Source organism: Gordonia sp. NPDC057258, from assembly GCF_042668985.1.
Lineage (GTDB): Bacteria > Actinomycetota > Actinomycetes > Mycobacteriales > Mycobacteriaceae > Gordonia > Gordonia hongkongensis.
In genome coordinates, this window is the sequence record NZ_JBHUXZ010000003.1 from 117387 (window position 1) to 144232 (window position 26846).

The 26846-nt window shown below is 69.4% G+C and carries 22 protein-coding genes and 2 pseudogenes; 15 read left to right on the forward strand and 9 right to left on the reverse strand.

Annotation, left to right across the window (positions count from 1 at the left end; genetic code table 11):
- The 3 genes from ACFUEJ_RS03815 to ACFUEJ_RS03825 form a co-directional block, all read right to left on the reverse strand.
- Window positions 1-567, reverse strand: coding sequence for an FMN-binding protein (locus tag ACFUEJ_RS03815; RefSeq protein WP_139114203.1), 567 nt, complete (start codon window positions 565-567; stop codon window positions 1-3).
- A gap of 65 nt (window positions 568-632) precedes the next feature.
- Window positions 633-2384, reverse strand: coding sequence for a substrate-binding domain-containing protein (locus ACFUEJ_RS03820; RefSeq protein ID WP_058251573.1), 1752 nt, complete (start codon window positions 2382-2384; stop codon window positions 633-635).
- 113 nt (window positions 2385-2497) lie between these two features.
- Window positions 2498-2935 carry an SRPBCC family protein gene (locus ACFUEJ_RS03825; RefSeq protein ID WP_058251681.1) on the reverse strand — a complete coding sequence of 146 codons (438 nt, stop codon included), beginning with the start codon at window positions 2933-2935 and terminating at the stop codon, window positions 2498-2500.
- On the opposite strand from ACFUEJ_RS03825, the gene ACFUEJ_RS03830 reads away from it, so the two are divergent.
- Window positions 2913-3533, forward strand: a complete 621-nt coding sequence (locus ACFUEJ_RS03830; protein WP_058251682.1) for a DNA-3-methyladenine glycosylase — start codon at window positions 2913-2915, stop codon at window positions 3531-3533. The genes ACFUEJ_RS03825 and ACFUEJ_RS03830 overlap by 23 nt on opposite strands.
- A gap of 12 nt (window positions 3534-3545) precedes the next feature.
- Here ACFUEJ_RS03830 and ACFUEJ_RS03835 read toward each other — a convergent pair whose 3' ends face one another.
- From ACFUEJ_RS03835 to ACFUEJ_RS03850, 4 genes and pseudogenes are all read right to left on the reverse strand, one after another.
- A complete protein-coding gene (locus tag ACFUEJ_RS03835) occupies window positions 3546-3842 on the reverse strand; it encodes an antitoxin (RefSeq protein WP_058251574.1) in 297 nt (98 codons plus the stop codon).
- A 53-nt stretch (window positions 3843-3895) separates the two neighbouring features.
- Entirely contained in the window at window positions 3896-5641 is a 1746-nt protein-coding gene (locus ACFUEJ_RS03840) for an HAD-IC family P-type ATPase (protein ID WP_388027775.1), read from the reverse strand.
- Window positions 5633-6423, reverse strand: a pseudogene (locus tag ACFUEJ_RS03845) (cation-translocating P-type ATPase); the annotation flags it as partial. The pseudogene ACFUEJ_RS03845 and the gene ACFUEJ_RS03840, both read right to left, overlap by 9 nt.
- The gene (locus ACFUEJ_RS03850; protein ID WP_058251575.1) at window positions 6405-7589 is read right to left on the reverse strand and encodes an MBL fold metallo-hydrolase; all 1185 of its coding nucleotides are present in this window, start codon (window positions 7587-7589) and stop codon (window positions 6405-6407) included. The pseudogene ACFUEJ_RS03845 and the gene ACFUEJ_RS03850, both read right to left, overlap by 19 nt.
- Window positions 7590-7784: 195 nt before the next feature.
- Between ACFUEJ_RS03850 and ACFUEJ_RS03855 the strand changes: the two genes are divergently transcribed.
- From ACFUEJ_RS03855 to ACFUEJ_RS03865, 3 genes are read left to right on the forward strand one after another with little or no spacing between them, the layout of a single operon-like run.
- On the forward strand, window positions 7785-8408 hold the full coding sequence (locus ACFUEJ_RS03855; RefSeq protein ID WP_058251576.1) for a TetR/AcrR family transcriptional regulator: 624 nt from the start codon (window positions 7785-7787) through the stop codon (window positions 8406-8408).
- Window positions 8392-9678 carry an alanine racemase gene (locus tag ACFUEJ_RS03860; protein ID WP_078113429.1) on the forward strand — a complete coding sequence of 429 codons (1287 nt, stop codon included), beginning with the start codon at window positions 8392-8394 and terminating at the stop codon, window positions 9676-9678. Before ACFUEJ_RS03855 ends, ACFUEJ_RS03860 begins: the two co-directional genes overlap by 17 nt.
- Window positions 9666-10997 carry a D-arabinono-1,4-lactone oxidase gene (locus ACFUEJ_RS03865; protein WP_078113430.1) on the forward strand — a complete coding sequence of 444 codons (1332 nt, stop codon included), beginning with the start codon at window positions 9666-9668 and terminating at the stop codon, window positions 10995-10997. The genes ACFUEJ_RS03860 and ACFUEJ_RS03865 overlap by 13 nt, the downstream gene beginning before the upstream one ends.
- A 32-nt stretch (window positions 10998-11029) precedes the next feature.
- On the opposite strand, the pseudogene ACFUEJ_RS03870 reads toward ACFUEJ_RS03865, so the two are convergent.
- A pseudogene (locus ACFUEJ_RS03870) lies at window positions 11030-11695 on the reverse strand (serine dehydratase beta chain); the annotation flags it as partial.
- A gap of 301 nt (window positions 11696-11996) precedes the next feature.
- Here ACFUEJ_RS03870 and ACFUEJ_RS03875 point away from each other — a divergent pair.
- The 10 genes from ACFUEJ_RS03875 to ACFUEJ_RS03920 all read left to right on the forward strand — a co-directional run bounded on the left by ACFUEJ_RS03875 (window position 11997) and on the right by ACFUEJ_RS03920 (window position 24864).
- Window positions 11997-13313 carry an aromatic ring-hydroxylating dioxygenase subunit alpha gene (locus ACFUEJ_RS03875; protein ID WP_078113432.1) on the forward strand — a complete coding sequence of 439 codons (1317 nt, stop codon included), beginning with the start codon at window positions 11997-11999 and terminating at the stop codon, window positions 13311-13313.
- 8 nt (window positions 13314-13321) lie between these two features.
- Window positions 13322-14383, forward strand: a complete 1062-nt coding sequence (locus ACFUEJ_RS03880; protein WP_265968832.1) for a hybrid-cluster NAD(P)-dependent oxidoreductase — start codon at window positions 13322-13324, stop codon at window positions 14381-14383.
- Window positions 14384-14396: 13 nt separating this feature from the next.
- Complete coding sequence (locus ACFUEJ_RS03885; protein WP_065630784.1) at window positions 14397-15656, forward strand: sarcosine oxidase subunit beta family protein; 1260 nt, start codon at window positions 14397-14399, stop codon at window positions 15654-15656.
- Between the two features lie 25 nt (window positions 15657-15681).
- Complete coding sequence (locus tag ACFUEJ_RS03890) at window positions 15682-15990, forward strand: sarcosine oxidase subunit delta (RefSeq protein WP_065630783.1); 309 nt, start codon at window positions 15682-15684, stop codon at window positions 15988-15990.
- Window positions 15987-18824, forward strand: coding sequence for an FAD-dependent oxidoreductase (locus ACFUEJ_RS03895; RefSeq protein WP_265968830.1), 2838 nt, complete (start codon window positions 15987-15989; stop codon window positions 18822-18824). Before ACFUEJ_RS03890 ends, ACFUEJ_RS03895 begins: the two co-directional genes overlap by 4 nt.
- Complete coding sequence (locus ACFUEJ_RS03900) at window positions 18817-19416, forward strand: sarcosine oxidase subunit gamma (RefSeq protein WP_226512727.1); 600 nt, start codon at window positions 18817-18819, stop codon at window positions 19414-19416. The genes ACFUEJ_RS03895 and ACFUEJ_RS03900 overlap by 8 nt, the downstream gene beginning before the upstream one ends.
- Before the next feature lie 9 nt (window positions 19417-19425).
- On the forward strand, window positions 19426-20274 hold the full coding sequence (purU, locus tag ACFUEJ_RS03905; protein ID WP_265968829.1) for a formyltetrahydrofolate deformylase: 849 nt from the start codon (window positions 19426-19428) through the stop codon (window positions 20272-20274).
- Between the two features lie 57 nt (window positions 20275-20331).
- Window positions 20332-22788: an FAD-dependent oxidoreductase gene (locus tag ACFUEJ_RS03910; protein WP_388027668.1), complete on the forward strand. Its 2457-nt coding sequence runs from the start codon at window positions 20332-20334 to the stop codon at window positions 22786-22788.
- A 107-nt stretch (window positions 22789-22895) separates the two neighbouring features.
- Complete coding sequence (locus ACFUEJ_RS03915; RefSeq protein WP_068972052.1) at window positions 22896-23711, forward strand: IclR family transcriptional regulator; 816 nt, start codon at window positions 22896-22898, stop codon at window positions 23709-23711.
- Window positions 23712-23769: 58 nt separating this feature from the next.
- Complete coding sequence (locus ACFUEJ_RS03920; RefSeq protein WP_338857025.1) at window positions 23770-24864, forward strand: XdhC/CoxI family protein; 1095 nt, start codon at window positions 23770-23772, stop codon at window positions 24862-24864.
- A gap of 14 nt (window positions 24865-24878) precedes the next feature.
- On the opposite strand, the gene ACFUEJ_RS03925 is transcribed toward ACFUEJ_RS03920, so the two are convergent.
- Window positions 24879-25610, reverse strand: coding sequence for an enoyl-CoA hydratase (locus tag ACFUEJ_RS03925; protein ID WP_065630777.1), 732 nt, complete (start codon window positions 25608-25610; stop codon window positions 24879-24881).
- A gap of 53 nt (window positions 25611-25663) precedes the next feature.
- On the opposite strand from ACFUEJ_RS03925, the gene ACFUEJ_RS03930 reads away from it, so the two are divergent.
- Entirely contained in the window at window positions 25664-26833 is a 1170-nt protein-coding gene (locus ACFUEJ_RS03930; RefSeq protein ID WP_388027672.1) for an NAD(P)-binding domain-containing protein, read from the forward strand.
- Window positions 26834-26846: the final 13 nt, after the last annotated feature.

Consider the following 26846-nt stretch of genomic DNA (forward strand, 5'->3'; position numbering starts at 1 on the left):
TCAGGCCTGCGCCTCCTGTTTGATCTGTTCGATCGCCTCGTTGAAACCGCCGGAGGTGAGCGACGAGCCGGACACCTTGTCGACCTCGATCTCGTCGATGTTCTTGCCCACCACGACGTCGGAGATGCCGCCGGCGAACTTGCCCTGGTACTCGAGCGACGGGCCCTTGGTCTGGCTGGTGTCCACCGACACGGCGGTGATGACCGAGTTCGACAACGTGACGGTGACCCCGACGCTCTGCGGACCACCCGGCGAGATGTACTCACCGCGCGCCGTGTACTCGCCGTCCTCGTACTCGCCGGAGCCCGCGTCGGCGGCCTCGGTGGCAGCGGAGCTGCCCGTCGCGGCGCCGGTCGTCGTGCCGGTGGCCGAGTCGTCCGACCCGGAGTCCTCGGACGAGCATGCGCCCGCCACGAGTCCGACCACCGCCATCGCCGCGACCACCCCGCCGGTGCGGGCGAGGACGGACGATCCCCGCGGGCTGCGGGACGGGCGCGAAGAACCGGGGCCCGGTTCGGCGATCGTGCTCGGGTCGAGGGTCTCGGTTGGCTCTGGGGTGTGCGTCATGCACCAATTGTGCCGATTGCGCGGCCATTGGTCCCGGCGACGGCCGCGGCGCGTTCCGAACGGTCTCAGCGTCCCGCGGCTGCGACCCTCGCCTGGATGGCGTCGACGAAGACGGTGCGGATGTCGGCCGCGTTCTCCGCGACGTAGGTGGTGCCACCCGTGGCCTCGGCGATCTGCTTCAGCGCATCGGAGTCGGCATCGTCGGAGATACCGATCGTCAGCACCAGCACCGGTCGTGCCGGATCCTCCAGGCGCTTCAGTTCGGCGAGCAGATTGTCGAGCGTGATGCTGTCCGGGTCCTCGTTCTGACCGTCGGTCATGATGATGACGCTGTTGGAGTAGTTCGGGTCGTAGGTGTCCTGCACCTTCTTGAATGCCGCGAGGGTCGTGTCGTAGAGACCCGTCCCGCCCCCGAGGTCCGACAACCCCTCTTCGACGGCCCGGCCGAGCGCGTCCCGATGCGTACCGCTCCCCGAGCGGGCATCGAGGCGGCGGATCGGGGCGAGCTCCTCCCAGTCCTGTCCGGGCCCGCCCTTGTTCACGCTGAACGCCCAGCCGCCGATCATCGTGTTGTTGGGGAAGAGCTTGAGTCCGGTCTGGGAGGCGTCGATGAGCAGGTCCGCCCGGGTGGTGCCGCCGGCCGGTGTCTCCATCGAGCCGGAGGTGTCCTGGACGACCAGCGAGCGGATCGGCACACCAAGTACCTGCCACTGCCGCAATGCCTTGTCGACGGACGACGGGTCGCGCAGCTCCAGTTCCTTGACCGGCTGACCGACACCGTTTCCGTCGGTGTCGCGGTATCCCGAGTCGGCCAGCGCTGCGCGACCGGCATCGGTGTTCAGCGCGGTGACGAGGGCCGCCCCGGCGTCGGCGGCCGCCTGCTGGCGCGCCGCGGGAGCCGTGTTGACCAGCGGATAGTCGAGCATGACCGTGCCCGCCGCGGGGATCGTCGACGTCAACTGCGAACCCTGGTGCGTGCGCATGAACAGATCGAACTGTTGCTCGGTGGTGACCACCGGGACGCCCGAGGTGTTGGCCAGGTTCAGACGCGTGCCCTCGTTGTCGTTGGCCAGGCGCGCATTGTTCTGCTGGATGGCGAGGATGGTCATCGCCTCGGTGAAGTCCTCGTCGGCGAGCTCGCCGGAGTCGACCGCGGCGAGAGCACCGATGATCGGGGCGTCGCCGGTGCTGGTGTCCACCGGGCTGCCGGTTCGCAGATCAGGCAACTTCATGACCTCGACCCAGGTGCCCAGCTCGGGTACGTCGGTGCCGGCGACGACGGTCGGGGTCGACGCGATCGACGGCGACACCATATCGAGGTCACGACGCACCTGGGTCGTCACCCGGCGAGCCTGCACCTGCGAGTCCGCGACCCAGAGGTCCGGAGCCGCTGCACCCTGGGTGAGCAGGCCGGGCACATCCGCACCCGCGGCCGTCTGCACGTCGTAGTCGAAACACGAGTCCGCGGACGCCTGCCGCGCCACCTCGCGCAGCGGACCGGTCATCGCCGAGTCCGACGCGACGGCGACCCGGGTCCGGTCCCCGCAGCCACCCGCACCCGTCTGCCAAATGATGACGCCGGTCACCAGGGCTACGACGACCAGCAGGACCGCACCCGCCCACAGCCATCCCCCGCGGCGGCCCCCATCGGTGTTGCGGTGCTCGAAGCCGAAGTCGTCATCGCTTCCCGACCGGGCATCGTTCGACCTGCCTCTGTCCGATGAAGTCTGGGCGCGTGGCGGAACCGCCCCACCCGACCGGTCGTTCCCGTTCCACTCGTTTCCGGCGCGATCGGCGCCGGAGCTGTGACGCCCCATTGTTCTTTTCCCGTTCCCCTCGTACGGCGGCGGTCTGCAGACCCGCCTCTCGCGTGGTCGCCGCACGACGCATCGACGCATCGGCGGTCGCGGCCCGCGTGTTCACGCGTGGCTCAGCCGAACACCTCGCGGAATTTCAGCAGCGACTTACGCAGATCCCCCGACACCGCCATGGCCGCGGTCTTACCCACGGGCCCGATCAGCGGCAGCCCACCCAGATCAACAGTGAAGGTTACTTCCGATCCGCTGGAAGTGGGAGCGATGCCCAGATCCAGCTTCGCCTTGACCCCGCCTTTGCCGTTGCCCTTGAGGCGGACGTGCGAGACCGGCTCGAACTTCTCGACCACCCAGTCGAAGCGGACGCGGGTGCCTTTGACCCGCACGATCGAGGAGACCTCGGTGCCCTTGCGAAGGTCGGCGGACGCCGGGATCGGGCTGCGCCACGTCTCGTGGATCACCAGCCATTCGCTGTACCGCGAGAGATCCGATGCCGCGGCCCAGGTATCTTCCGGTGACAGATCAACGCCGATGGAGTCACTCGTCTTCGCCATGACCCAAGAGAGTAGTGCCCCCGCCTCCGCCGCCGAACAGGCACGTTCGCTGCTGGGCTCGCGGGTGACCGGGCACGGGGTGACGATCCGGCTGACCGAGGTCGAGGCGTACGCCGGTCCCGACGACCCGGCGTCGCATGCCTACACCCGAACCGCCCGCTCGGAGATCATGTACGGGCCCCCGGGACGGTTGTACGTCTATCGCATCCACGGCCACCATTGCGCGAACGTCGTCGTCGCCGGGCCGGGACCCGCTGCTGCGGTGTTGCTGCGCGCGGGCGCGGTGGTCGACGGCGTCGACCTCGCACGCGCCCGGCGCGGTGCGACGCGCTCGGGGCCGGTCCCCGACGCGAAGCTCGCCAGCGGGCCGGGCAACCTGTGCCGTGCCCTCGGGCTCACGATGGCCGACCTCGACACCGATCTCGCCGACCCGTCGACCCCGGTCACCCTCGACCCCGGGGCACCGCGTCCGGGGGAACGCGTCGTCGCGGGGCCTCGGGTCGGGGTCCGCCGCGCTGCCGACCTGGCGTGGCGGTTCTGGATCGACGCCGATCCCACGGTGTCGGCGTATCGCCGACATCCGCGGGCGCAGCTCTGAAAACTACTCGGACTACCGCTGCGGGTGCTGCGGCTGCTGGGGGTTCTGCGGCCGGGGATTCTGGGGCTGCGGGCTCTGCTGACCCGGTAGCGGCTCCCCGGGGTTGGTGGGATTGGTCGGCGGAGTCTGTCCCGGGTTTCCCTGTCCCGGCGCGCCGACGGCCTTGCGCACGGCGTCCTGCGCCTTGTCCACCTGACCCGAGTACTTGTTCTTGGTGACCTTGTCGATGGCGTCGCCGCCCTTCTCGATCAGGCTCGGATTCTTCTGCAGCGTGGCCCTGGCCTTGTTGACGAGTCCCTTGAGATCCATGACGTCTCCTCTGATCGACGTGCCGGACACCTTCCGGCCACTTGCCGCAGATTCTATCGGTCGGACGTGAGCACCCCGCTGACCTGCGCTTCGTCCCCGTGCTGATCGTTGTCATGCGTGGCGACCCATCGGGGCGCCACCCGCGAGACGACCTCGACACACGCGATGCCGACCGCCGCCGAGAGCAGGGCCACCGTGTTCATCCCCCAGTTCGACGAGTCGAGCCGGAACAGGTCCTGGGTGAACGGCCACGCGAAGATCAGCACGTATGCGGCGGCGGAGACCGCGAGGAGCACCGCCTTCCACCAGTTGTACGGACGGGCGACCACGGCGAGGACGTAGACCGCGATCGCGATCAGCGTCATCAGCGCCGCGGTGGCGGCCTGCGTCTGAGGCTGCGAGAGTTCGACGGCGTCACCACCCACCTCGACGCCGGCGCCGCCGGGGTTGACGATCACGTAGGTCACGAAGGTGCACAGGCCGACGATGATGCCGTTGGGCACGGCGCTGAGCAGCACCCGCCGTACGAAACCACGCCGGGCCCGCTCGTTGTTGGGGGCCAGCGACAGGACGAACGCCGGGATGCCGATGGTGAACCAGGCCGAGATGGTCACGTGGATCGGCTGGAACGGATAGCTGAGCGGGTCGGACCCGAACAGTGCGCCGAGGAGTCCGCCGACGCCGACGAACAGTGCGAGCAACACCGCGTACACGGTCTTGGTGAGGAACAGGTTGGAGACGCGTTCGATGTTGCCGATCACACGCCGACCTTCGCCCACCACATACGGCAGGGTCGCGAACTTGTTGTCCAGCAACACGATCTGCGCCACCGACCGGGCGGCGGAGCTGCCCGAGCCCATCGCCACGCCGATGTCGGCGTCCTTGAGCGCGAGGACGTCGTTGACGCCGTCGCCGGTCATCGCGACGGTGTTGTCCCGCGATTGCAGCGCCTTCACCATGGCCCGCTTCTGATCCGGCCGGACCCGCCCGAACGTGACGCCCCGTTCGACGACGTCGGCGAGTTCGCCTGTTTCTGAGGGCAACTCGCGCGCGTCGACCGAGGACTCTGCCGATCCGAGCCCGAGCGACGCGGCGACCGCCCCCACCGACCGGGCGTTGTCCCCGGAGATGACCTTCACCGCGACGTGCTGCTGTCCGAAGTAGTCGATCGTGTCGCGCGCATCGGGCCGGACCCGCTGTTCGAGGACCACGAGGGCGACCGGGGAGACGGTCCCCGGTGCGACGCGACCCGGCGCGGGTTCGGTGTCCACGGGCACGTCGGTGCAGGCCAGCAGCAGCACGCGGAGTCCGGCGGCGCCGATGTCGGAGGCGAGGCGGGCCGTCTCGCCCTCCGGGTCCAGCAGGACGTCGGGCGCACCGATGAGCCAGTGACCGTCGTCGGTGCCGGCGGTCGGGCCGGACCCGCTCCCGCGGAACGACATCCCGCTCCACTTGGTGGCCGAGGTGAACGGTTTGATGGCCGCCACCGACCAGTCGGGTGGGATCGGATGTGCCTCGGCGATCGCGATCATGCTGGCGTTGGGCCGCGGATCGTGGGCGGCGAGCGCGGCCAGCACCTGTCCCGCGGTCTCGGCGGGCACCGTCCCGAGGGAACGCACCTCGGCCAGCCGCATCCCGTTCTCCGTCAGGGTGCCGGTCTTGTCCGCACAGACCACATTGACGCGCGCGAGCCCTTCGATGGCCGGGAGTTCGTTCACCAGACACTGCCGCTGACCGAGCCGCACCACACCCACCGCGAAGGCGATCGAGGTCATCAGGACGAGCCCCTCGGGCACCATCGGCACCAGCGCGGCGACCATGCCGAGCAGGGACCGCCGCAACCCGTTGTCGCTGACGAAGAGTTGGTTGACGATGGTCAGGACACCGGCCGGGATCAGCAACCAGGTGATCACCCGCAGGATCTGATCGATGCCGGAGCGCAACTCGGAGGAGACCAGCGTGAACTTCGACGCCTCGGCCGCGAGCTGGGCCGCGTAGGCATCGGCGCCGACCTTGGTGGCGCGGTACGCGCCACCGCCGGCGACCACGAAGCTGCCCGACAGCACCGCGTCTCCCGGGTCCTTGTCGATCGGTCGGCCTCGCCGGTGAGCAGTGACTCGTCGACGTCGAGTGCGATGGCCTCGACGACCTCGCCGTCGACGACGATCTGATCGCCGGCACCGATCTCGATGATGTCGTCGAGCACCACCTCGTCCGGCGGTACCTCGGTGACCTCGCCGTCGCGCCGGACTCGAGGTCGGGTCTGGCCGACGATCGCGAGCTTGTCGAGCGTCCGCTTGGCCCGGACCTCCTGGATGATGCCGATCCCGGAATTGGCGATGATCAGCAGTCCGAACAGGCCGTTGATGAGCGATCCGGTGAACACCACGATCGCGAACAGCACCCCGAGAATCGCGTTGATCCGGGTGAAGACATTCGCGCGGACGATGTCGGCCACACTGCGGCCGGACCGGTCGGGCAGCGCGTTGACCTGGCCGGCCGCGACCCGCTGCGCCACCTCGGCCGCGGTCAGGCCGGCGTCCGCGATCTCGGTCGGCGAGCTCACGCCGAAGCCTCCCACCAATTGGGTTGTGCCACACCGCTACCGGTCCGCGTCATCAGGTCGATCGAACCGCCCGGTTGCGGCACCAGGATCGTCGGCTTGTCCGGCCCGGCGTCCGCCTGCAACCGCGCGATGGGCTCCCCCCAGGGATGGCGCGCGAGATTGAACGTGCCCCAGTGGATCGGGATGAAGACCGAGTCGGATCCCGTACCGGGCGAGACCATCCGGTGGATCGACAGGGCCTCCTCGGGGTTCACGTGGATGTCCGGCCACATCACGTCGTAGGCTCCGACGGCGATGAGGGTGAGGTCGAACGGGCCGAGTCGGTCGCCGACATCGGCGAAGCGCTCGCTGTGGCCGGTGTCCCCGGAGAAGAAGACCTTGTGCTCCCGTCCGGTGATCGCCCAGCTGCCCCACTGGGTGAGATTCCGCTCCAGCCACCGCCCCGAGAAGTGTCGCGCCGGACCGCAGGTGAACCGCAGCTCGCCCGCGCCGGTCGGCACCACCACCTCATCCCACCAATCCGCCTGCCGGATGCGATCTTCCGCGATCCCCCAGGAGGCCAGGTGCGCGCCGACCCCGATCGTCGTGACGAACACCGCGTCGGGCTGGGTGTCGGCGATCGTGACGACGGTGTCCATGTCGAGATGGTCGTAGTGATCGTGACTGATCAGGACGACGTCGAGTGGCGGCAACTGTGGCGGCGCCAGTGGGGCGGAGTGCATGCGTCCGGGCCCGACGAGTTGGCTGGGCGAGCAGCGGCGGCTGAGGACCGGATCGGTGATGACCCGCGCGCCGTCGATGTCGACGACGGCGGTGGCGTGGCCGAGCCAGGTGACGGCGAGGTCGCCGGGGGCCTCGAAGCGTGGGACCGTCACCATGACCGGTCGGCGCGGCCGGCCGGGCCGCCGGGCCATGTCGGTGAGGACCTGCAGGCTCGGATCGGCGATCGACGGGGGTTCCGGGTTGACGAAGGCGCCGTTCCGCAGATGCGGGCTCCGCCGCACGTGCGGCGCTACCTGGTCGCGGGAGGCGCCCAGCGCGCGGGCGGGACCGAGTCCCTCGGCGGCGAGCCGCGCCACGACGGCGTCGGCCACCGCCACTCCCGCCGAACCCGCACGCGCGAGGACGTCGCGGCGCAGGTCGTTGGTGCCTTTTCTACCGGTCGTGGAGGTCACGTTCACACAGTAGTGCGTTCGGTGGCGTCACCCCGGGCAGACGGCGGTCGCGCCGTGCGGTGCACGCCTCCCGAGTGTCCCCGGTGTGATCTGCGATTTCTTCCGGGTGAACGGCATTGTGCGCCTCACCGGCACTGATAGGCTGCGGCGATATTGTCCACCCGAGCATGCGCCGGCGCATGTGGTCAGGAAGATACCGCAGTGGCACGGATGTCCGTCGACCAACGTCGAAGCGCGCTTCTCGAATCGGCGTACCGTGTGATCGCCGACCATGGGGTCGAGGGCGCGACCACGCGTCGCATCTGCGCCCACGCCGGCATGCCGCTCGCACGTTTCCACTATGCCTTCGAGAGTCGCACCGCACTGTTGTGCGCGGTCATGGAGACGGCGGTCCCCACCGACATCGAGCGCATGCTGCACGCGGTGCTGCCCGCCGCCGACTACGGACCCGAGCCGGGCGTGGAGACGATGCGGTCGAGCATGGTGAGCCAGTTCCACGCGTTCTACGACCTGCTCAAAGCCGATCCCGGCCGGATGCAGGCGACCATCGCGCTCGGCATCTATGCGCACAATCACCCGGAGCTGCAGCAGGTCGGCAAGCACATGTACGAGCAGCTCTACCGGGTGGCCTCGGCCGGGCTGCGGTCGATGGCCCACCTGACGCCCATGGAGTGGACCACGCCGGTCGAGGACCTCGGTCCGCTGATCATCGCGGCGACGAACTCGATCACCCTCGTCTACCTCAGCACCGCCGACGACAAGGTCGTCGACGCGATCATCCGCTCGATCACCGATCAGCTCATGACCCATGTCAGCTTCGGGTGAGGCGCCCGACGCGGCACCGGTGACGCCGACGCCCGCGCCGTGGCTGAGTGATCCCGAATCCTATTGGGCGGCAATTGATCAAGCGGTCGCCGATGCGGGACTCGACGCACCGGTCCTCGCGCTCGACCGGGCCGCCCTGGAGCACAACGTCGCCGATCTCACCCGTCGGTCGGCGGGTGTCCCGATCCGCCTGGCCACGAAATCCGTCCGTGTCCGCTCGGTCATCGACGACATCACCGCGCGCGCCGGTTTCGCGGGGGTGCTCGCCTACGACGTGGCCGAGGCACACTGGCTCGCCACGACCTCGGGGATCGACGACGTGCTGATGGGATACCCCAGTGTGCGGCGGGATGCGCTGGCGGCCTTGGCCGCCGACGAGGTCGCGACCCGTCGGGTGAGTGTGCTCGTCGATTCCGTCGACCAACTCGACCTCATCGACGCCGTCGTGCCTCCGTCCGCCCGGCCGCCGATCCGCGTCGCGATCGACCTCGACGCGTCATACCGTCTACTGGGCGGGCGGGTGCACATCGGGGTTCGCCGCTCGCCGGTGCACTCCCGTCGTGACGCACTCGAGCTGGCACGGATCATCGTGGCACGGCCCGGCTTCGATCTCGTCGGGGTCATGTCCTACGAAGCGCAGGTGGCCGGGGTGGCCGATGCGGCGCCCGGTAAGGCGTTGGCCAACCGGGCCATTCGCGCGATGCAACGACATTCGATGGCCGAATTGCGCCGTCGCCGCGGCAAGGTGATCGACGACGTGCGCCGGATCGCCGACCTGGAGTTCGTCAACGGAGGCGGCACCGGTTCCCTGGAGGAGACCGCGCGCGACCGCTCGGTCACCGACATCGCCGCGGGCAGCGGTCTGTTCGGCGGCCATCTGTTCGACGGGTACGCGCGGTTCCGTCCCGCCCCCGCGCTGTCCTTCGGTCTCGACGTCGTCCGCCGCCCGGCGCCCGGCGTCGTGACCTGCGCGGGCGGCGGTTGGATCGCGTCCGGCCCGCCCGCTGCCGACCGGTTGCCCACACCCGTGTGGCCGCACGGACTCACCTACGTCGGTACCGAGGCCGCCGGCGAGGTGCAGACCCCACTGCGAGGTGCGGTCGCGGACGAGATCGCCGTCGGGAGTCGGGTGTGGTTCCGGCACACCAAGTCCGGCGAGGTGTGCGAACGAGCGCGCGAGGTCGCGATCGTCGGCCGCGACGACGCCGGGCACGCGGTGGTCGATGAGGTCGTACCGACCTACCGAGGAGAGGGCAGGTGCTTCCTGTGAGCAGGACCGCTGCGCGTTCGGCGCCCGGCTGGCGCAACTGGGGCGGCACCGCGGCCTGCACGCCGAACCAGGTGCTGCACCCGGCGAGTGCCGCCGAGATCGCCGCCATCGTCCGGGAGACGGCCGCTCGCGGCGGCACGGTGAAGACCGTCGGCGCGGGACACAGCTTCTCCCCCATAGCCGTGGCCGACGACGTGCAACTCGATCTGTCGCGCCTGCGTGGTCTGGTCGCGGTCGACGGCCACCGAGTGACCGTGCGCGCCGGCACACACCTGCACGAGATCCCGGGGATCCTGGCACCTTTCGGACTCGCGATGACCAATCTCGGCGACGTCGATCGTCAGACGATCGCCGGCGCCACCTCGACCGGAACCCACGGCACCGGGCTCGCCTTCGGCGGCATCAGCACCCAGATCGTCGGCGCGACCATCGTCACCGGCTCCGGCGAGATCGTCACCGTGACCGCCGACGACGCCGACATGCAGGCCGTCGCACTCGGCCTCGGCGCGCTCGGAGTCGTTGTGGAACTGACCATCGACTGTGTCGACGAGTTCCGGCTGCACGCGGTCGAGGGTCCCGAGACGGCCGATGCGGCGATCGCCGCCTTCCAGGAGCGCGTCGCGACCACCGACCACCACGAGTTCTACCTGTTCCCGCACACCAATTGCGCTCTGGTGAAGACGAACACGCGGGTCGGTCCCGACGCCCCGGTCACCGGGCCGTCGCGCGTCAAGCGCTACATCGACGACGAACTGTTGAGCAACAAGGCCCTTCGTCTGCTGTGCGAGATCGGTGCGCGCGCGCCGCGTTTGGTGCCGACGATCAACGGGGTCACCGGTCGCGCGCTCTCCGCACGAGAGTTCACCGACTCCTCCACCGGGGTCTTCGTCTCCGACCGCGACGTCCGGTTCCGCGAGATGGAGTACGCCGTCGACCTCGAGGCCGTGCCGGAGGCGCTGCGCGAGATCCGCGCCCTCCTCGACCGGCGCGACCACCTCGTCAGCTTCCCCATCGAGGTCCGCGCCGCCGCGGCCGATGACCTCATGCTCTCCACCGCCTCCGGACGCACCAGCGGCTACATCGCCGTACACCGTTATCACCGCGACGATCCCGCCGACTCCGATGCCTACTTCGCCGACGTCGAAGCCATCCTCACCGGTCTCGGCGGCCGGCCCCACTGGGGAAAGATGCACGCCCGAGACGCCGAGTATCTACGCGGCGTCTATCCACGGTTCGACGAATTCCGTTCCGTCCGGGACCGATACGACCCGTCCCGCGTGTTCGCCAACGACTACCTGCGGCGGGTGCTGGGCGACTAGCGTCCGGCTTCAGCACTCCACCACGCTGAGCGGATCTCGGCCAGTGCACCGGCGGCCATCGCCGCCGCGGAACCCACCTCGCCCTGGCAACCCACGTCGGCACCCGAGATCGACGCCCCCGATTTGATGAGCCCGCCGATCGCACCCGCGGCCAACAGGAACCGGACGGTCACGTCGTCGGGAGCCGTTGCCGAATGGTACGTCCGTACCAACCGACGGATTGTCGGACTCGCGTCGGTCACGACGAAACCGCCGCCGACCGAGTAATACCGTTCAGCAGGCAGTCGCGCACCGCCCCGGGTGGATGCCCGCAGTTCCATCGCGTTCGGGTGCCGCGGACGGATGACCCGCGGATGGCAACCGATGTCGTTCGCTCTGAACGGCAACTCGACCAGCCCGCCGAGTCGAATTCGCCCGGTGCGTTCCATGTCGGCGATCCGCGCCGCCTTCGTCTCGGAGCTGATGCTCTCGGGCTCGTGGCCCTCCAGACCCAGCAGCACCGCGGTCAGCGTGCCGTGTCCCGCTCCGGTGGCGGCCAGTGATCCGTAGAGGTCGACCTCGAGACGCGTCACCTCGAGGAGGTCTCCCGTCCGCGCGAGGCCGGCCACGAATCGCTGGGCGGCACGCATCGGCCCGACGGTGTGCGAACTCGACGGTCCGACGCCGACGGAGAACAGTTCGAAGACGCAGACGGTCATGATGCGACCCCTGTCGGGTAGAGCGGCCGAGCCTGGCTCTCGACGGTCCCTCGACGCCTGTGTGGCTCGTGGAGAAACGGTCGCACGTCCCGCTTGACACCGCAAGACCCGAGACTCACACTTGTTGCATAGCATGCGCGTCGTTGCGTATGACGCAACAAATCAACACTCCCCCAGCTTGGCCCGGCCGAATCCACGCGCCGTCCGACTGTCTCGAGATCGACTGCAATGCAGTTGATCTCGATGTAACCGCCATCCCGACAGATCCGTCACCGACCGTGCAGAGAGGCCCGCACTGCTGATGACTGCACCATTCGTCGCGCATGCCGCCACCAGGGCACCGGAAACCGGCACCCGCGCTCTGATCGCCGACCGCCGCGCAGGCGAGAGCCTGCCGGCGGAGTTCTATGTGAGCCAGGAGTTCTTCGACCTCGATGTCGACGAGATCTTCTCTCAGTCATGGATTTTCGTGGCCACCGAAGCCGAGATCACCGATCCCGGTGACTACGTCACCATCACCTTCTCGACCCGGTCGGTCATCGTCGTCCGAGACGACGACGGCCGGGTCCGGGCCCACCACAATGTGTGTCGGCATCGAGGGGCCCGCCTGCTCACCGAGCCCAGCGGATCGACCGGGACCCTGGTGTGCACCTACCACTCGTGGACCTACGGGATGGACGGGCGCCTCGAGTTCGCCGATGACCAGGCGCCCGGCTTCGACAAGTCCTGTTACTCGCTGCGCTCGGTACATGTCCGCACGATCGGCGGCCTGGTGTTCATCTGCCTGGCCGACGACCCGCCGGCCGACATCGACGAGGTCGCCGCCGTCGTCGAGCCCTATCTGACGCCGCACCGTCTCGCCGAGGCCAAGGTGGCCAAACAGGTCGACATCGTCGAAGACGGCAACTGGAAACTGACGATGGAGAACAACCGCGAGTGCTACCACTGCGGTGGCCATCCGGAACTCCTCAACGTGTTCTTCCCGACCTGGGGATACAGCGACACCGACGCCATCCCCAGCCGGCTGGCGCCGGCGTTCGACCGGTTCCACCGCGCCACCGCGGAACAGACCGAGATCTGGGACCGCCACGGCCTACCCCACACCCGGGTCGTCCAACTCGACACGCGCGCAACCGGATTCCACATCGAGCGCGACGCACTCGACCTCGCCGGCGAGTCGTTCACCCTCGACGGCTCCGCGGCCTGCGGCCGCCTCCTCACCGACATCCCCGACGCGCGACTCGGCCGGCTGTCGATGCACCTGCAGCCCAACATGTGGCTGCACGTGACGAGCGACCACGCCGTGCTCTTCGCGGTCATCCCGGTCTCCGCCGATCAGACCCTGGTGCGCACCACCTGGCTCGTCCATCGTGACGCCGTGGAGGGCGTCGACTATGACCTCGACCAGCTCACCGGGGTCTGGGAGACGACGAATCAGCAGGACGCCGACCTCGTTGCGCTCGCGCACAGCGGGATCAGCGATCCCGCTTACGTTCCCGGCCCTTACAGTACGTCGGAGATCCAGGTCGAGGCCTTCGTCAACTGGTATGTCACGATGCTGCGCCACCGGCTCGACATTCCGGCCGCCGACAGCTCTTCCGGCGCGGCGGGAGCCTGAGAGCGACCATGGCCGACAACATCTTCCTGCAGTGCGTGTCCCGCACCGACACCACCCGGGACATGGCGACGTTCACCTTCCGGGTCGCGGGCGGGTCGCCGTCGCGCTCCGCTGCCGGGGGCCCGGACGACCACCGGACCTTCGTCTTCGCCCCCGGTCAGTTCCTGGCGATGACCGTGGAGATCGACGGCCGGCCCGTCCAGCGCTGCTACAGCATCTCCTCACCCCCGACCCGGCCGGGGGGCCTGTCGATCTCGGTGAAGCGCGTGACCGGGGGCCATGTCTCGAACTGGTTGCACGACAACATGGTCGAAGGCATGATGATCACCGCCTCCGGACCGCTGGGTCGATTCACCTACACCGCTCGTCCGGCCGAGAAGTACCTGTTCGTCTCGGCCGGGAGTGGCATCACGCCGGTGATGTCCATGCTCCGATCGGTCACCGACAGCGAGTCCCCGCTCGACATCGCCTTCGTGCACAGTGCGCGCAATGTCGACGACATCCCATTCCGGGACGAACTCGAGGAACTCGCCCGTCGGCATCCGAACGTGACACTGGCGTTCGCGGCGACGCGCATGGGCGCCGGCGACTTCCCCGACTGGACCGGACACCGCGGGCGCATCGACCGCGCGATGCTCGAACGGGTCTGCCCCGACCTCGGTGACCGCGAGGTGTTTCTCTGCGGGCCCGGGCGTTTTCGCAGCGAGGTGCGCGGCGCACTGGTGTCGGCCGGCTCGGCTCTCGCTCGGATCCACGAGGAGAGCTTCGGGTTCAGCCTGCCCACCGATGACGAGTCGGAGTCCGACACCGGCGTGGTCGTCGCTTTCTCCCGACGCGCCCGGCGGGTCACCGTGGGTCCCGGCACCACGATCCTCGCCGCCGCCGCCAAAGCGGGCGTCACCCTGCCATCGACGTGTGGTGTGGGCCTGTGCGGTTCCTGCAAGGTCCGCAAGGTCTCCGGCGACGTGGTCATGAACCACCAGGGCGGTATCCGCCCACGAGAGATCGCGCAGGGCAAGATCCTGCTCTGCTGCGCCGAACCCCTGTCCCCGGTCGTGATCGATTTCTGAGGGAGACCCGACGATGACAAGCCAGAAGACACCGCGTCCCGCGGGCCTGGCGCCCCCGGGCGCCCACCTCCCCCACCACCCCGAGTTCCTTTGGCGCGCACCAGAACCCAAGTCCTCCTACGATGTCGTCATCGTGGGAGGCGGCGGCCACGGTCTCGCCACGGCCCACTACCTCGCCCGCGTCCACGGCATCACCGATGTCGCCGTCCTGGAACGGGGTTGGCTGGCCGGCGGCAACATGGCGCGCAACACCACCCTGATCCGATCCAACTATCTCTGGGACGAGAGCGCCGGGATCTACGAGCACTCGCTGAAGCTGTGGGAGGGTCTCGAGGACGAGCTCGGATACCCCATCCTCTTCAGTCAGCGCGGCGTACTCAACCTCGCCCACACCGAACAGGATGTGCGCGACAGCATCCGGCGGGTGGAGGCCAATCGGCTGAACGGCATCGATGCCGAATGGCTGGATCCCAAGCAGGTCGCGGAGGTGTGCCCGATCGTCAACACCTCCTCCGACATCCGTTATCCGGTGCTGGGCGCGACCTTTCAACCCCGTGGCGGCATCGCCAAACACGACTACGTCGCCTGGGGTTTCGCTCGCAGCGCCAGCGATGCGGGCGTCGACATCATCCAGAACTGCGAGGTCACCGGGTTCGTCACCGACGGCGACCGGGTGGTCGGCGTCGAGACCACCCGCGGCCGCATCGCTGCGGGCACCGTCGCGCTGTGCGCCGCCGGACACACCTCGACGCTCACCGACCAGCTCGGTTTCCGGGTTCCGATCCAGAGTCATCCGCTGCAGGCCCTGGTGTCCGAACTCCTCGAGCCCATCCACCCGACCGTGGTGATGTCGAACGCGGTGCATGTCTACGTGTCCCAGGCCCACAAGGGTGAGCTGGTGATGGGCGCCGGGGTCGACTCCTACAACGGATACGGGCAGCGCGGCGCCTTCCACATCATCGAGCGTCAGATGGCTGCCGCGGTGGAGCTGTTCCCGGTGTTCGGGCGGGCCCGCCTCCTGCGGACCTGGGGCGGGATCGTCGACGTCACCCCCGACGCCTCACCCATCGTCGGTGCCACCCCGTACGAGAACCTCTACCTCAACTGTGGTTGGGGCACCGGCGGATTCAAGGCGACCCCGGGCGTCGGTTGGGCGCTGGCGCACACGATCGCCACCGGCAGCCCGCACGCCGTCAACGCACCGTTCACCCTCGACCGGTTCGTCACCGGCCGCCTCATCGACGAGCACGGCGCGGCCGCCGTCGCCCACTGAACCCGCCACCGCCGAGGACACCACGATGCAGATGATCCGCTGCCCGCACTGCGGGCCCCGTGAGGAAACCGAGTTCCACTACGGTGCCGCGGCCGGTGTCGCCTATCCCGAGCGACCCGCCGACCTCGACGACACCGCGTGGGCACACTACTTGTTCTTCCGGCCCAATCCCAAGGGGGCGATGACCGAACGGTGGTGCCACACCACCGGGTGCCGCCAGTGGTTCACCGTCGAGCGCGACACACGCACGCACGCCTTCACCGGCGAGACGGTGCCCTCGCGGTCGCCCGCCACCGCATCCCCCACCGAACCCGCATCCGGAGCAGCCCGATGAGCACCACCGACCCGAAATCCACTCCCGCTCAGCCGTTCCGGACCGGAGCCGGTGGACGCATCGACCGGAGCACGCCGATCGACTTCGTGTTCGACGGGGTCACCTACCGCGGCTACGCGGGCGACACCCTCGCGTCGGCCCTGCTCGCCAACGGGGTGCGGGTGGTCACCACCAGCGTCAACCTCGGGCGCCCGCGCGGCGTCACCGGAGCCTGGGCCGAGGACGCCACCGCGCAGGTCGGCATCGACGCCCCGTTCGTGGAACCGATGGTGCCGGCCACCACGGTCGCCCTGTGTCCCGGCCTCGTCGCCCACGGGGTACCGGGCTGGGGAAAGCTGAGCAGCACCGTCGACGACGCCCGATACGACTCGCTCCACCACCATCCGGACGTGCTCGTCGTCGGTGCGGGCGCCGCGGGCCTGATGGCGGCCCTCCATTGCGCCCGTGCCGGAGCCCACGTTCTCCTGGTCGACGAGCGCAGCGAACCCGGTGGCCGTACTCCCGGCGCCGGGTGGGTGGCCGAAGCCGTCGCCGAACTCGATTCGCACCCGCACGTCACGCGCCTGACCCGTACGATCGCGTTCGGTGCCTACGACGACGGTTTCGTCCTGGCCGTCCAACACCGCACCGACCACCTCGGCAGCGACGCCCCCGCACACCTCTCCCGGCAACGGGTGCACCGTATCCGGGCTCGTCGTCTCGTTCTCGCCACCGGCGCCCACGAGCGACCGATCGTCTTCGCCGGCAACGACGTGCCCGGGGTCATGCTGGCCGGCGCCGGCGGTGACTACCTCAGCCGCTACGGCGTCCGGGTCGGCCGGACGGCCGTGGTCTTCACCGCATGCGATTCCGCCTACACCGCGGCCTTCGCGCTCGTCGACGCCGGGGTCTCGGTTCCCGCCGTCGTCGACGTCCGCCCGGCCGTCAGCGCGGACCTGGGCGAGAACGCCCGCCGGCGCGGCATCCCGATCCTCGCGGGTACGACCGTGATCCGAGCGCACGGCACCGATGCGGTCACCGGGATCGACCTCAGCGACGGCTCGTCCCTGGTCTGCGACACCGTCCTGGTCAGTGGCGGTTGGAATCCGGCGGTGCACCTCTGGAGTCAACTGCGCGGAACCATCGCCTTCGACGACCGAGCCGCGACCTTCCTGCCCACGGGAACCGTGTCTAAGACCGAGATCGTCGGTGCCGCAGCGGGTTCGACCACCTTGGGCGACAGCCTGGCCGACGGTCGACGCGGCGCGGTGGCGACCCTCGCCGGACTCGGTATGGCGCCACCGGAGTTGCGCGCCATCCCGCGCGTCACCGAGCGGATTCCGGCCGCGCCGGCCGTCTGCTGGTACGTGCCCGACAGTCCCGACGACGACACCCTCTCGTTCGTCGACCTCCAGCGCGACGCGACCGTCGCCGACATCGCCCGGGCGCTGGGTGCCGGGATGCGATCGGTGGAACACGTCAAGCGCTACACCACCATCGGCACCGGGCACGACCAGGGCAAGACCTCGGGCATCGTCACCTCCGGCATCGTCGCGGAGAGGCTCGGCATCCCCGTGAACGACGCCGGCACCACCACCTTCCGTCCTCCGTACACCCCGGTGACCTTCGCCGCGCTCGCCGGACGTGATCGCGGCGACCGGTACGACCCGGTGCGGCGGACCCCGATCCACGACTGGCACGTCGAGCGCGGCGCCGTCTTCGAAGACGTCGGCCAGTGGAAACGGCCGCGGTACTACCCGCGTGGCGGCGAGGACATGCACGACGCGGCCCTCCGCGAATGCGCCTCCGTGCGAACGGGAGTGGGCATCCTCGACGGCTCCACCCTCGGCGTGATCGATGTCGCCGGTCCCGACGCCCCGGCCTTCCTCGACCTGCTCTACACCAACATGATGAGCACCCTCGCGGTCGGCAAGGTCCGCTACGGCGTCATGTGCGGCGCGGACGGCATGGTGTTCGACGACGGCACCGTGATGCGGATCGCCGACGACCGCTACACCGTGTACACCACGACCGGCAACGCCGCGGCCGTCCTCGACTGGATGGAGGAATGGCATCAGACCGAGTGGCCGGACCTCCGGGTGTGGATGACCTCGCTGACCGACCAGGTGGCCACGTTCCCGGTGGTCGGCCCACGCTCGCGCGACGTGGTGGGCACCGTGTTCCCCGATCTGGACGTCTCGAACGATGCGTTCGGGTTCATGACGTGGCGGGACACCACCTTTCGCGGCGTGCCCGTGCGGATCGGGCGGATCAGCTTCTCCGGGGAACTCGCCTACGAGGTGAACGTCGGGGCCGGTTATGCCCAAGCGGTGTGGCAGGCACTCATCGACGCCGGTGAACCGCACGCCATCACCCCCTACGGGACCGAGACGATGCACGTCCTGCGCGCCGAGAAGGGCTATCCCATCATCGGCCAGGACACCGACGGCACCGTCACGCCCCACGACCTCGGGATGAGCTGGGCGGTCTCGAAGAAGAAGCCGGACTTCATCGGCAAGCGATCATTCGCGCGTGAATCCGCGACGGCGCCCGACCGCAAGCACCTCGTCGGACTGCTGCCGGTCGACGGCAGCACCCGGCTCCCCGAGGGTTCGCAGATCATCTCCCACCGCGTCGACCGCACCCTGCCACCGCCGCCGGTGCCGATGCTCGGGCACGTGACGTCGAGTTACCGCAGCGCCGAGCTGGACCGCCCGTTCGCCCTTGCGCTGGTGAAGGGCGGTCGCGACCTCATCGGCAGCCGGCTCGATGTCCCCATCGGCGACACGCTGTGCGAAGTCGAGATCACCACAACCGTTTTCGTCGACGCGGAAGGAGCCCGACGCGATGGCTGACACCACCGTGCATTCTCTGCCGGACAACGGCGCCCTCGAACCGGTTTCGCCGTTGCAGCACTGGTCGGCGAGGTTCGCCGAACTGGCCCCGGCCGTACTGCTGCGCCCGACATCGGTGGCACAGACGGTGATCCGACCGACCGAACCCGCCGCGGCGGAGCAGCTCGACCTGCCCGGTGCCTGCCGGATGACGCGCGACGGGGACACCACGGTCGTCTGGCTGGGTCCCGACGAGTATCTCGCCTACGCGGCCGGCATTGCACCGCACGAGTTCGCCGCGGCGATGGCCGACCGTGCGCAGGGCGGCGCGTATGTCGCCGATGCCTCCGGCCAGCGCACCCGCCTCGTCGTCGGCGGCCCGCACGCCGAGACGATCCTCGCCCACGGTTGCGCGATCGATCTGTCGCCGAGGAGCTTCGGGCCCGACGACGTGGCCCAGACACTGCTGGCCCAGGCCGCGGTGATCGTGCATCGCGTTCCCGACGGATTCGCCCTCCTCGTCCGCAACTCCTACGCCGACTACCTCGCCGCGTGGCTCGTCGACGCCGCCACCGAGTACGCCATCGTGCCCGCTCCTTCCCCGCTGCCGTAGAGGAACCACATGTCTCATCGATTCACCCTCACCCTGCGATGCCCGTCGCGCAGCGGCGTCACGCACGCGATCAGCTCGTTCCTCTACAGCCACGGTTGCGAGGTGCTCGACCATCAGCAGTACGACGACCCGATGACCCACACCCTCTTCGTACGTACCGAATTCGCGTCCGCCCACGAGTCCGGCTCGCAGCAGCTGTCGGCGGCTTTCGATCATCTCGCCACCGGTCTGGGCGCCGGATACTCGATCAACGACCAGACACCGCAGCGGATCCTGGTGATGGTCTCTCGACTGGGGCACTGCCTCAACGACCTGATCTTCCGCTGGCGTTCGGGCACCCTCGGCGGTGAGCTGGTCGCCGTCGCCTCCAACCACGCCGATCTGGCCCCGATGACCGAATCGGCCGGCCTTCCGTTTCACCATCTACCGGTCTCCCCGGAGACCAAGCCGGCGGCCGAGAACGCGATGCTCGACCTGGTGTCGTCCTACGACGTCGATCTGGTCGTCCTCGCCCGGTACATGCAGATCATCTCCGACGAGACCTGTTCGGCCCTGCGTGGCCGGGCGATCAACATCCATCACTCGTTCCTGCCGGGGTTCAAGGGCGCCAAGCCCTATCACCAGGCGCACCAGCGCGGAGTCAAGTACGTCGGCGCCACCGCGCACTACGTGACCCCCGATCTCGACGAGGGCCCGATCATCGAGCAGGAGGTCATCCGCATCGACCACACCCACGATCCGCGCCGACTCGCCACTGTCGGCAGCGACGCCGAGGCGCTGGCCCTGTCGCGCGCCGTGCGGTGGCACAGCGAGTACCGGGTGTTGATGAACGGGACCAGCACCGTCGTCTTCACCTGACCGGCCCCGGACCCGGCTCCTACAGACCCCACACCTGCCCGAAAAGGATTGTTCCCCATGGCTGCACCGAAAGTCGTGATCGTCGGCGCCGGCATCGTCGGTACCTCACTCGCCGACGAGCTCACCGAGCGCGGTTGGACCGACGTCACCGTCCTCGACCGCGGCCCGCTCTTCGCCACCGGCGGGTCGACCTCGCATGCGCCGGGCCTCGTCTTCGCGACGAATCCGTCCAAGACGATGACCGCGCTCGCCTCCTACACGATCGAGAAGTTCTCCGCGCTCACTCATCCCGACGGCTGGTGCTTCAACCCGGTGGGCGGACTGGAACTGGCCACCACCCCGGAACGGTGGGAGGACCTGCATCGCAAGGCCGGGTGGGCGGCCGCTCGTGGCATCGAACACCGACTCGTCGACCCCGCGGAATGCGCTGCGATGCATCCGCTCCTCGAACGCGATGCCGTCCTCGGCGGGCTGCACACGCCGAACGACGGCCTCGCGAAAGCGCTGCGCGCGGTCGAGGCCCAGGCCCGCCGCGCGATGGCGCGCGGCGCCGAGTTCCGTGGCGGACAAGAGGTCATCGACGTGGTCGAGGCCAACGGCGAGGTGCGCGGGGTGCGCACCTCGACCGGAGTCGTCGACGCCGACATCGTGGTGTGCTGCACCGGTTTCTGGGGCCGCGAATTCGGCCGCCGGGTGGGACTGACCATCCCGTTGGTACCGATGGCCCATCAATACGCGATCACCACCCCCGTCGCCTCTCGCAGGGGCGTCAACTCCGCTTTGGCCGAGGCGACGTTGCCGATCCTGCGCCACCAGGACCGCGACCTGTACTACCGCGAACACGGCGACCGGATCGGCATCGGCTATTACGGTCACCGGCCGATGCCCTCGGACGTGGGCGATCTGGACCACGACACCGCGATCACGTTGGCGGACATGCCCTCCAAGCTCATGTTCACCCCGGAGGACTTCGACGACGCGTGGCAGCACTCGGTGGCCCTGCTACCCGAACTCGGCAACGGCAAGGTCGAGGAGGGCTTCAACGGGATCTTCTCGTTCACCCCCGACGGCCATTCGGTCATGGGCGAACACCGCGACCTCGCCGGCTTCTGGGTCGCCGAGTCCGTGTGGGTCACCCACTCGGCGGGCGTCGCGAAGACGATGGCGGAGTGGATGATCGACGGCACTCCCGGTGTCGACGTCCACGAGACCGACCTGTACCGCTTCGAAGACGACGCACTCACCGACGACTTCATCCTCACCACGAGTTCGCAGGCCTTCGTGGAGGTCTACGACATCATCCACCCGCACGATCAGCGCAAGGCCCCGCGCAACGTTCGTCTCAGCCCGTTCCACGACCGCGAGGCCGCACTCGGCGCCGAGTTCTGGGAGAGCGGGCTCTGGGAACGACCCGCCTGGTACGAGGCCAACCGTCCGCTGCTCGATCAGAAGCTCGCCGACGGGCTCGTCATACCGGAGCGCGACAGCTGGTCGGCCCGGCACTGGTCGCCTGTCTCCGTCGCCGAGGCGGCGCACACCCGCAGCCACGTCGCGATGTACGACATGACCCCGCTGACCCGGTTCGAGCTGTCGGGTCCGGGTGCGCTCGCCCTTCTCCAACACCTCACCACCAACAAGATGGACAAGTCCGTCGGCTCGGTGACCTACACGCTGATGCTCGACGAGAAGGGCGGCATCCGTTCGGATCTGACCGTCGCCCGGCTCGCCGACGACGTGTTCCAGGTGGGCGCCAACGGTCCGCTGGACTTCGACTGGATCAGCCGGCACCTCCCGGCGGACGGCTCGGTCGTCCTGCGCGACATCACCACGGCCACCTGCTGTCTCGGTCTCTGGGGCCCGCTGGCGCGCGACGTGCTGGCACCGCTCACGCCGGCCGACCTCACCAACGACGGCCTCCGCTACTTCCGTGCGCTCACCACCACCGTCGCCCGAATCCCGGTGACCCTGATGCGTGTCTCGTACGTGGGCGAACTCGGTTGGGAGATCTACACTTCCGCGGCCGACGGACCGGCGCTGTGGGACGCGGTGGCAGCGGCGGGCGATCCCCACGGCATCATCGCGGCCGGCCGGATCGCCTTCAACAGCCTGCGGATCGAGAAGGGTTACCGGGCGGCCGGTTCCGACATGACCACCGAGCACACGCCCGCTGCTGCCGGGCTCGGTTTCGCCATCCGCAAGACCGCGGACGACTTCCTCGGCCGCGCCGCCCTGGCCGAGCGTGATGCGCCGAACACGCTGCGCACCCTGCGTTTCACCGATCCGGCGGCGGTCGTCCTGGGCAAGGAGCCGGTATCGATGGGCGGCCGGGTCGTCGGCTACGTCACCAGCGCCGGGTGGTCGGCGACGGTCGGCGCGTGCCTGGCCTACGCCTGGTTGCCCGCCGACCTCCCCGACGACACCTCGGTCGACGTCGCCTACCAGACCACCCATCACACGGCCGTCGTCATCGCCGACCCGGTGGTCGATCCTCAGATGACCCGGATCCGGAGATGAGCGGTTCCGGGTACCCACCGACGCCCGTGACCCGCCCGGGACGGCTTGCCGCGGTTCGCGACGCGGTTCCGGTCCCACCCGCCCCGACCGGTACCCTGGGCGCTGCGATGACTGAGCAGAGTGCGGAGACCGAACGTCCGGGGGGCGCGGTCGATCGGGCACTGCAGGTGTTGGAGCTCATCGGGTCCGCCGGGTCGGCCGGCATCACCGAACTCGCCGTCGAGCTCGGCGTCCACAAATCCACCGTCTCCCGAATCGTCTCGTCACTCGAGGCACGCGGTTTCGTCGAGCAGGTACCGGACGGTCGCAAGTACCGGATCGGCCTCACGGTGGTCCGCCTCGCCGGGTCGACGATGGCAACCCTCGACATGACCAGATGTGGGCAGGACACCTGTGACGCGCTGGCCGCGCAGACCGGTGAGACCACCAATCTCGCCGTCCTCGCCGAGTCGCAGGCCATCAACGTCGTCGAGGCCAAAGGGCCGTCCGCGGTCGCCCTCCGCACCTGGGTGGGCCAGGCCTCCCCCGCTCACGCGACGTCCTCGGGGAAGGTCCTGCTCGCCGGTCTGTCCGAAGACGAGGTGCGCGAGACCTTCGCGGGCGGGTTGACCAGGTTCACCGACCACACGGTCGTCGACATCGACGACCTCGTCGCCGACCTGCGCGAGGTCGAGCGCCGGGGTTGGGCGATGGCGGTGGAGGAACTCGAGGTCGGCCTGGTGGCGATTGCCGCACCGGTACGCGATCACACGGGCACCATCGTGTGGGCCCTGAGCGTCTCCGGCCCGCGCTATCGGCTCGACCCGGACGACACGGAGGAGCTGACCGCGACCGTCGTCTCTGCGGCCGCCGATCTCAGCCGCATGTTCGGCTACCGTGCGGCGGGTTCGGCCAGCGCCCCCGGGATCATCGAGAAGTCGTGACGTCGGCCGGCCGCCGCCCACGTGGCCGCAGTCGGGGAGATCTGGTCCACTGGAGAACATGCGCGACGTCCTGCGGTCCCTGACCGAACTTCTCGACGGCGACGACGCGCGTCCGGTCGCACTCTGCCGGGTCGTCGGCGCGTCGGGATCGGCACCCCGCGAGCTCGGCGCGGCCATGATCGTGACCGAGGACGACACCGTGATCGGTTCGGTCTCCGGTGGCTGCGTCGAATCAGCTCTCGTGCACACCGCCCGCGACGTCCTCACCGACGGGGTCGCGATCGTCGAACAGTACGGCGTCGACGATCCCGACAGTCCCGCGCCGGGTCTGACCTGCGGCGGGCAGATCGAGGTTCTCGTCGAACGTGTCGCACCGAGCAGCGGTCGGCGCGGCCAGCTCGACCGACTCGCGGCGGCGATCGACGCCGGCGAACCCGTCTCGTGGGCCACGACCCTCACCGACGAGACCGACTGGTACTTCGCCACCGCCGCCTCACAGCAGCCGTGGCGCCGCCTCGACCGCGACGTCGCCGATCTCCTCGCCACCGGCCGGACCGGCCTCATCGGCGTCGACGACTGCGATGCCCCGTCCGACGAACGTCCCCGGACCTTCGTGCAGACCTTCGGGCCGCCGGCCCGGTTGATCCTGGTCGGCGCCAACGACTTCGTGCGTGCACTCAGTTCTGTTGGGGCCGGTCTCGGCATGCGGGTGACGGTCGTCGACGCACGACCGGTGTTCGCCACCCCCGAACGCTTCCCCGACGCCGACGAGGTCGTCGTCTCCTGGCCGGATCGCTATCTGGCGGAACAGATCCGGGACGGCCTGGTCGGTCCGTCGACCGCGGTCTGCGTGATGACGCACGACCCGAAGTTCGACGTCCCGACCCTGCAGGTGGCACTCGGCTGCCGGCAACTCGGCTTCGTCGGTGCACTCGGGTCGCGGCGGACGGTCGCCGATCGCGACCAACGCCTCCGCGAGGCGGGAGTCGACGACATCCGACTCGACCGGCTGCGCTCACCCCTGGGCCTCGATCTCGGCGGACACACCCCGGGCGAGGTCGCAGTCGCAATCGCGGCACAACTCATCGCCGAGCGGCACGGCGCCACCGGCGCACCGCTGCACGCCGGCGACGGACCGATCCACCGCCGGTAGCGTCGACCTCCGGGTCAGGACCCGGTGAACCGCGGCGGACGCTTCTCGGCCCGGGCCGCGCGGCCCTCCCGCAGGTCGTCGCTCTCCCACGCACGCATCATCGCCGCCGCCCGATCCTCGGGCGCGGCGTCGCGCGCACCGTCGCCGTTCAGGACGAGCTTGTAATGCTGCAGCGTCAACGGGGCGAGGCCGGCGATCGTGTCCGCCCAGTGCTGCGCGTCGGCGAGGTCGCCGATGCGGTTGGCGAACCCGAGTGCGTGCGCACGGTCGGCGGTCAGCGGATCGCACCCGATCAGCATCCCCCGGGCCTGCCCCGCCCCCACCAGCGACACCAGGCGTCGGATGGTCCATTCGTCAACGGCGACACCGAGTTTCGCCGCCGGTATGCCCGCGATCGCATCCGGTGCCATCACCCGGAGGTCGGCGGCCATCGCCAGCTGCAATCCTGCGCCGATCGCGGAGCCGTTCAGCGCCGCGAGCACGGGCACCGGGGATGACTCGATCTTTTTCAGGGTCCCGACGAGGGTGTCGAGAAAGCCCTTCTCGTACACGGGACCGGACAGGTCGGCGCCGGCACTGAACACCGGCCCCCGCCCGGTCACCACGATGGCGCGTGCGCCGGACCCGAGGGCGGCGTCGAACGCATCGGACAGGCCGGCGAGCATCTCGTCGTTCAGGGCGTTGCGCTTGTCGGCCCGGTCCAGCTCGATCGTGACGACCGCCCCGTCGGTGGTGGAGTGAATCATGGGCCCCAACCTACCCACCGCACCCATTCGACACGTCGTGACAAGGTGGGGACGTGCAGATCTCCCCGGCCGGCGCAGCGCCCGCACCGCACTCGGATGTGTTGATCATCGGCGGCGGACAGGCCGCACTGTCGGCGGCCTATTTTCTCGAGCGGTTCGGCCTCGGCGCTCGCTACCAGATGCTCGACCACGCCCCCGGGCCCGGCGGGGCCTGGCAGTTCCGGTGGCCGACGCTCACCCTCGCCACCGCCAACCGCGTCCACGACCTGCCGGGGTGGGGCCTCGTCGAGGCTCTCGGCCTGGACTGTGACGAGCTCCCGGCGGCCACCGCCGTCCCCGAGTACTTCGGGCGGTACGAGGAGAAGTTCGGCCTGACCGTGCATCGACCCGTGCACGTGCGCGCCGTGCGCCGCGAGGACGACGGCTTCCGCGCCGAGCTGGGCGACGGCGGGTCGGTCACCTCGAAGCTCATCGTCAACGCCACCGGCACCTGGGACCGTCCGTTCATCCCACATATCCCCGGGGCCGCCGATTTCCGCGGCCGGCAGCTGCACACGCACGACTACACATCGCCCGCGGAGTTCGAGGGCAAGCGGGTCCTGGTCGTCGGCGCGGGCATCTCCGCCATCCAATTGCTGATCGAGATCGCCCGGGAGGCGCCCGGCAGCGAGACGTTCTGGTGTTCCCGGCGCGAGCCCGTCTTCAACCCGGAACCGTTCACCCCCGAGCAGGGGCGCGAGGCCGTCGCCCGCGTCGAACGGCGGGTGCGCGCCGGGCTCCCGCCCACCTCGGTGGTGTCGGTGACCGGGCTGGCACTCACCCCCGCGATCGCGGCCGCGCAGCGCGACGAAATCCTCGCGTGGCGTCCGATGTTCACACGGATCACCGAGACCGGGGTGTGCTGGGACTGCGACGGACCATCCGGCGACTCCCCCGATCACCCGGACGTCCCGGAGCACCTGGATGTCGACGTCATCTTCTGGAACACCGGTTTTCGCAGCGCCATCGACCATCTCGCCCCGTTACGCCTGCGCGCGCCGGGTGGCGGCATCACGATGTCCGGCCGCCTCGCAACGGTCGTCGACGCCGATCCCCGGATCCAACTGCTCGGCTACGGCCCGTCGGCCTCGACGATCGGGGCCAATCGCGCCGGGCGGGAGGCGGCACGGGTCGCGGCCGAGCTGCTCGGGGCGCCCTCACGTTCCCACGGGGGCGCGAAGTAGTTGCCACCACTTG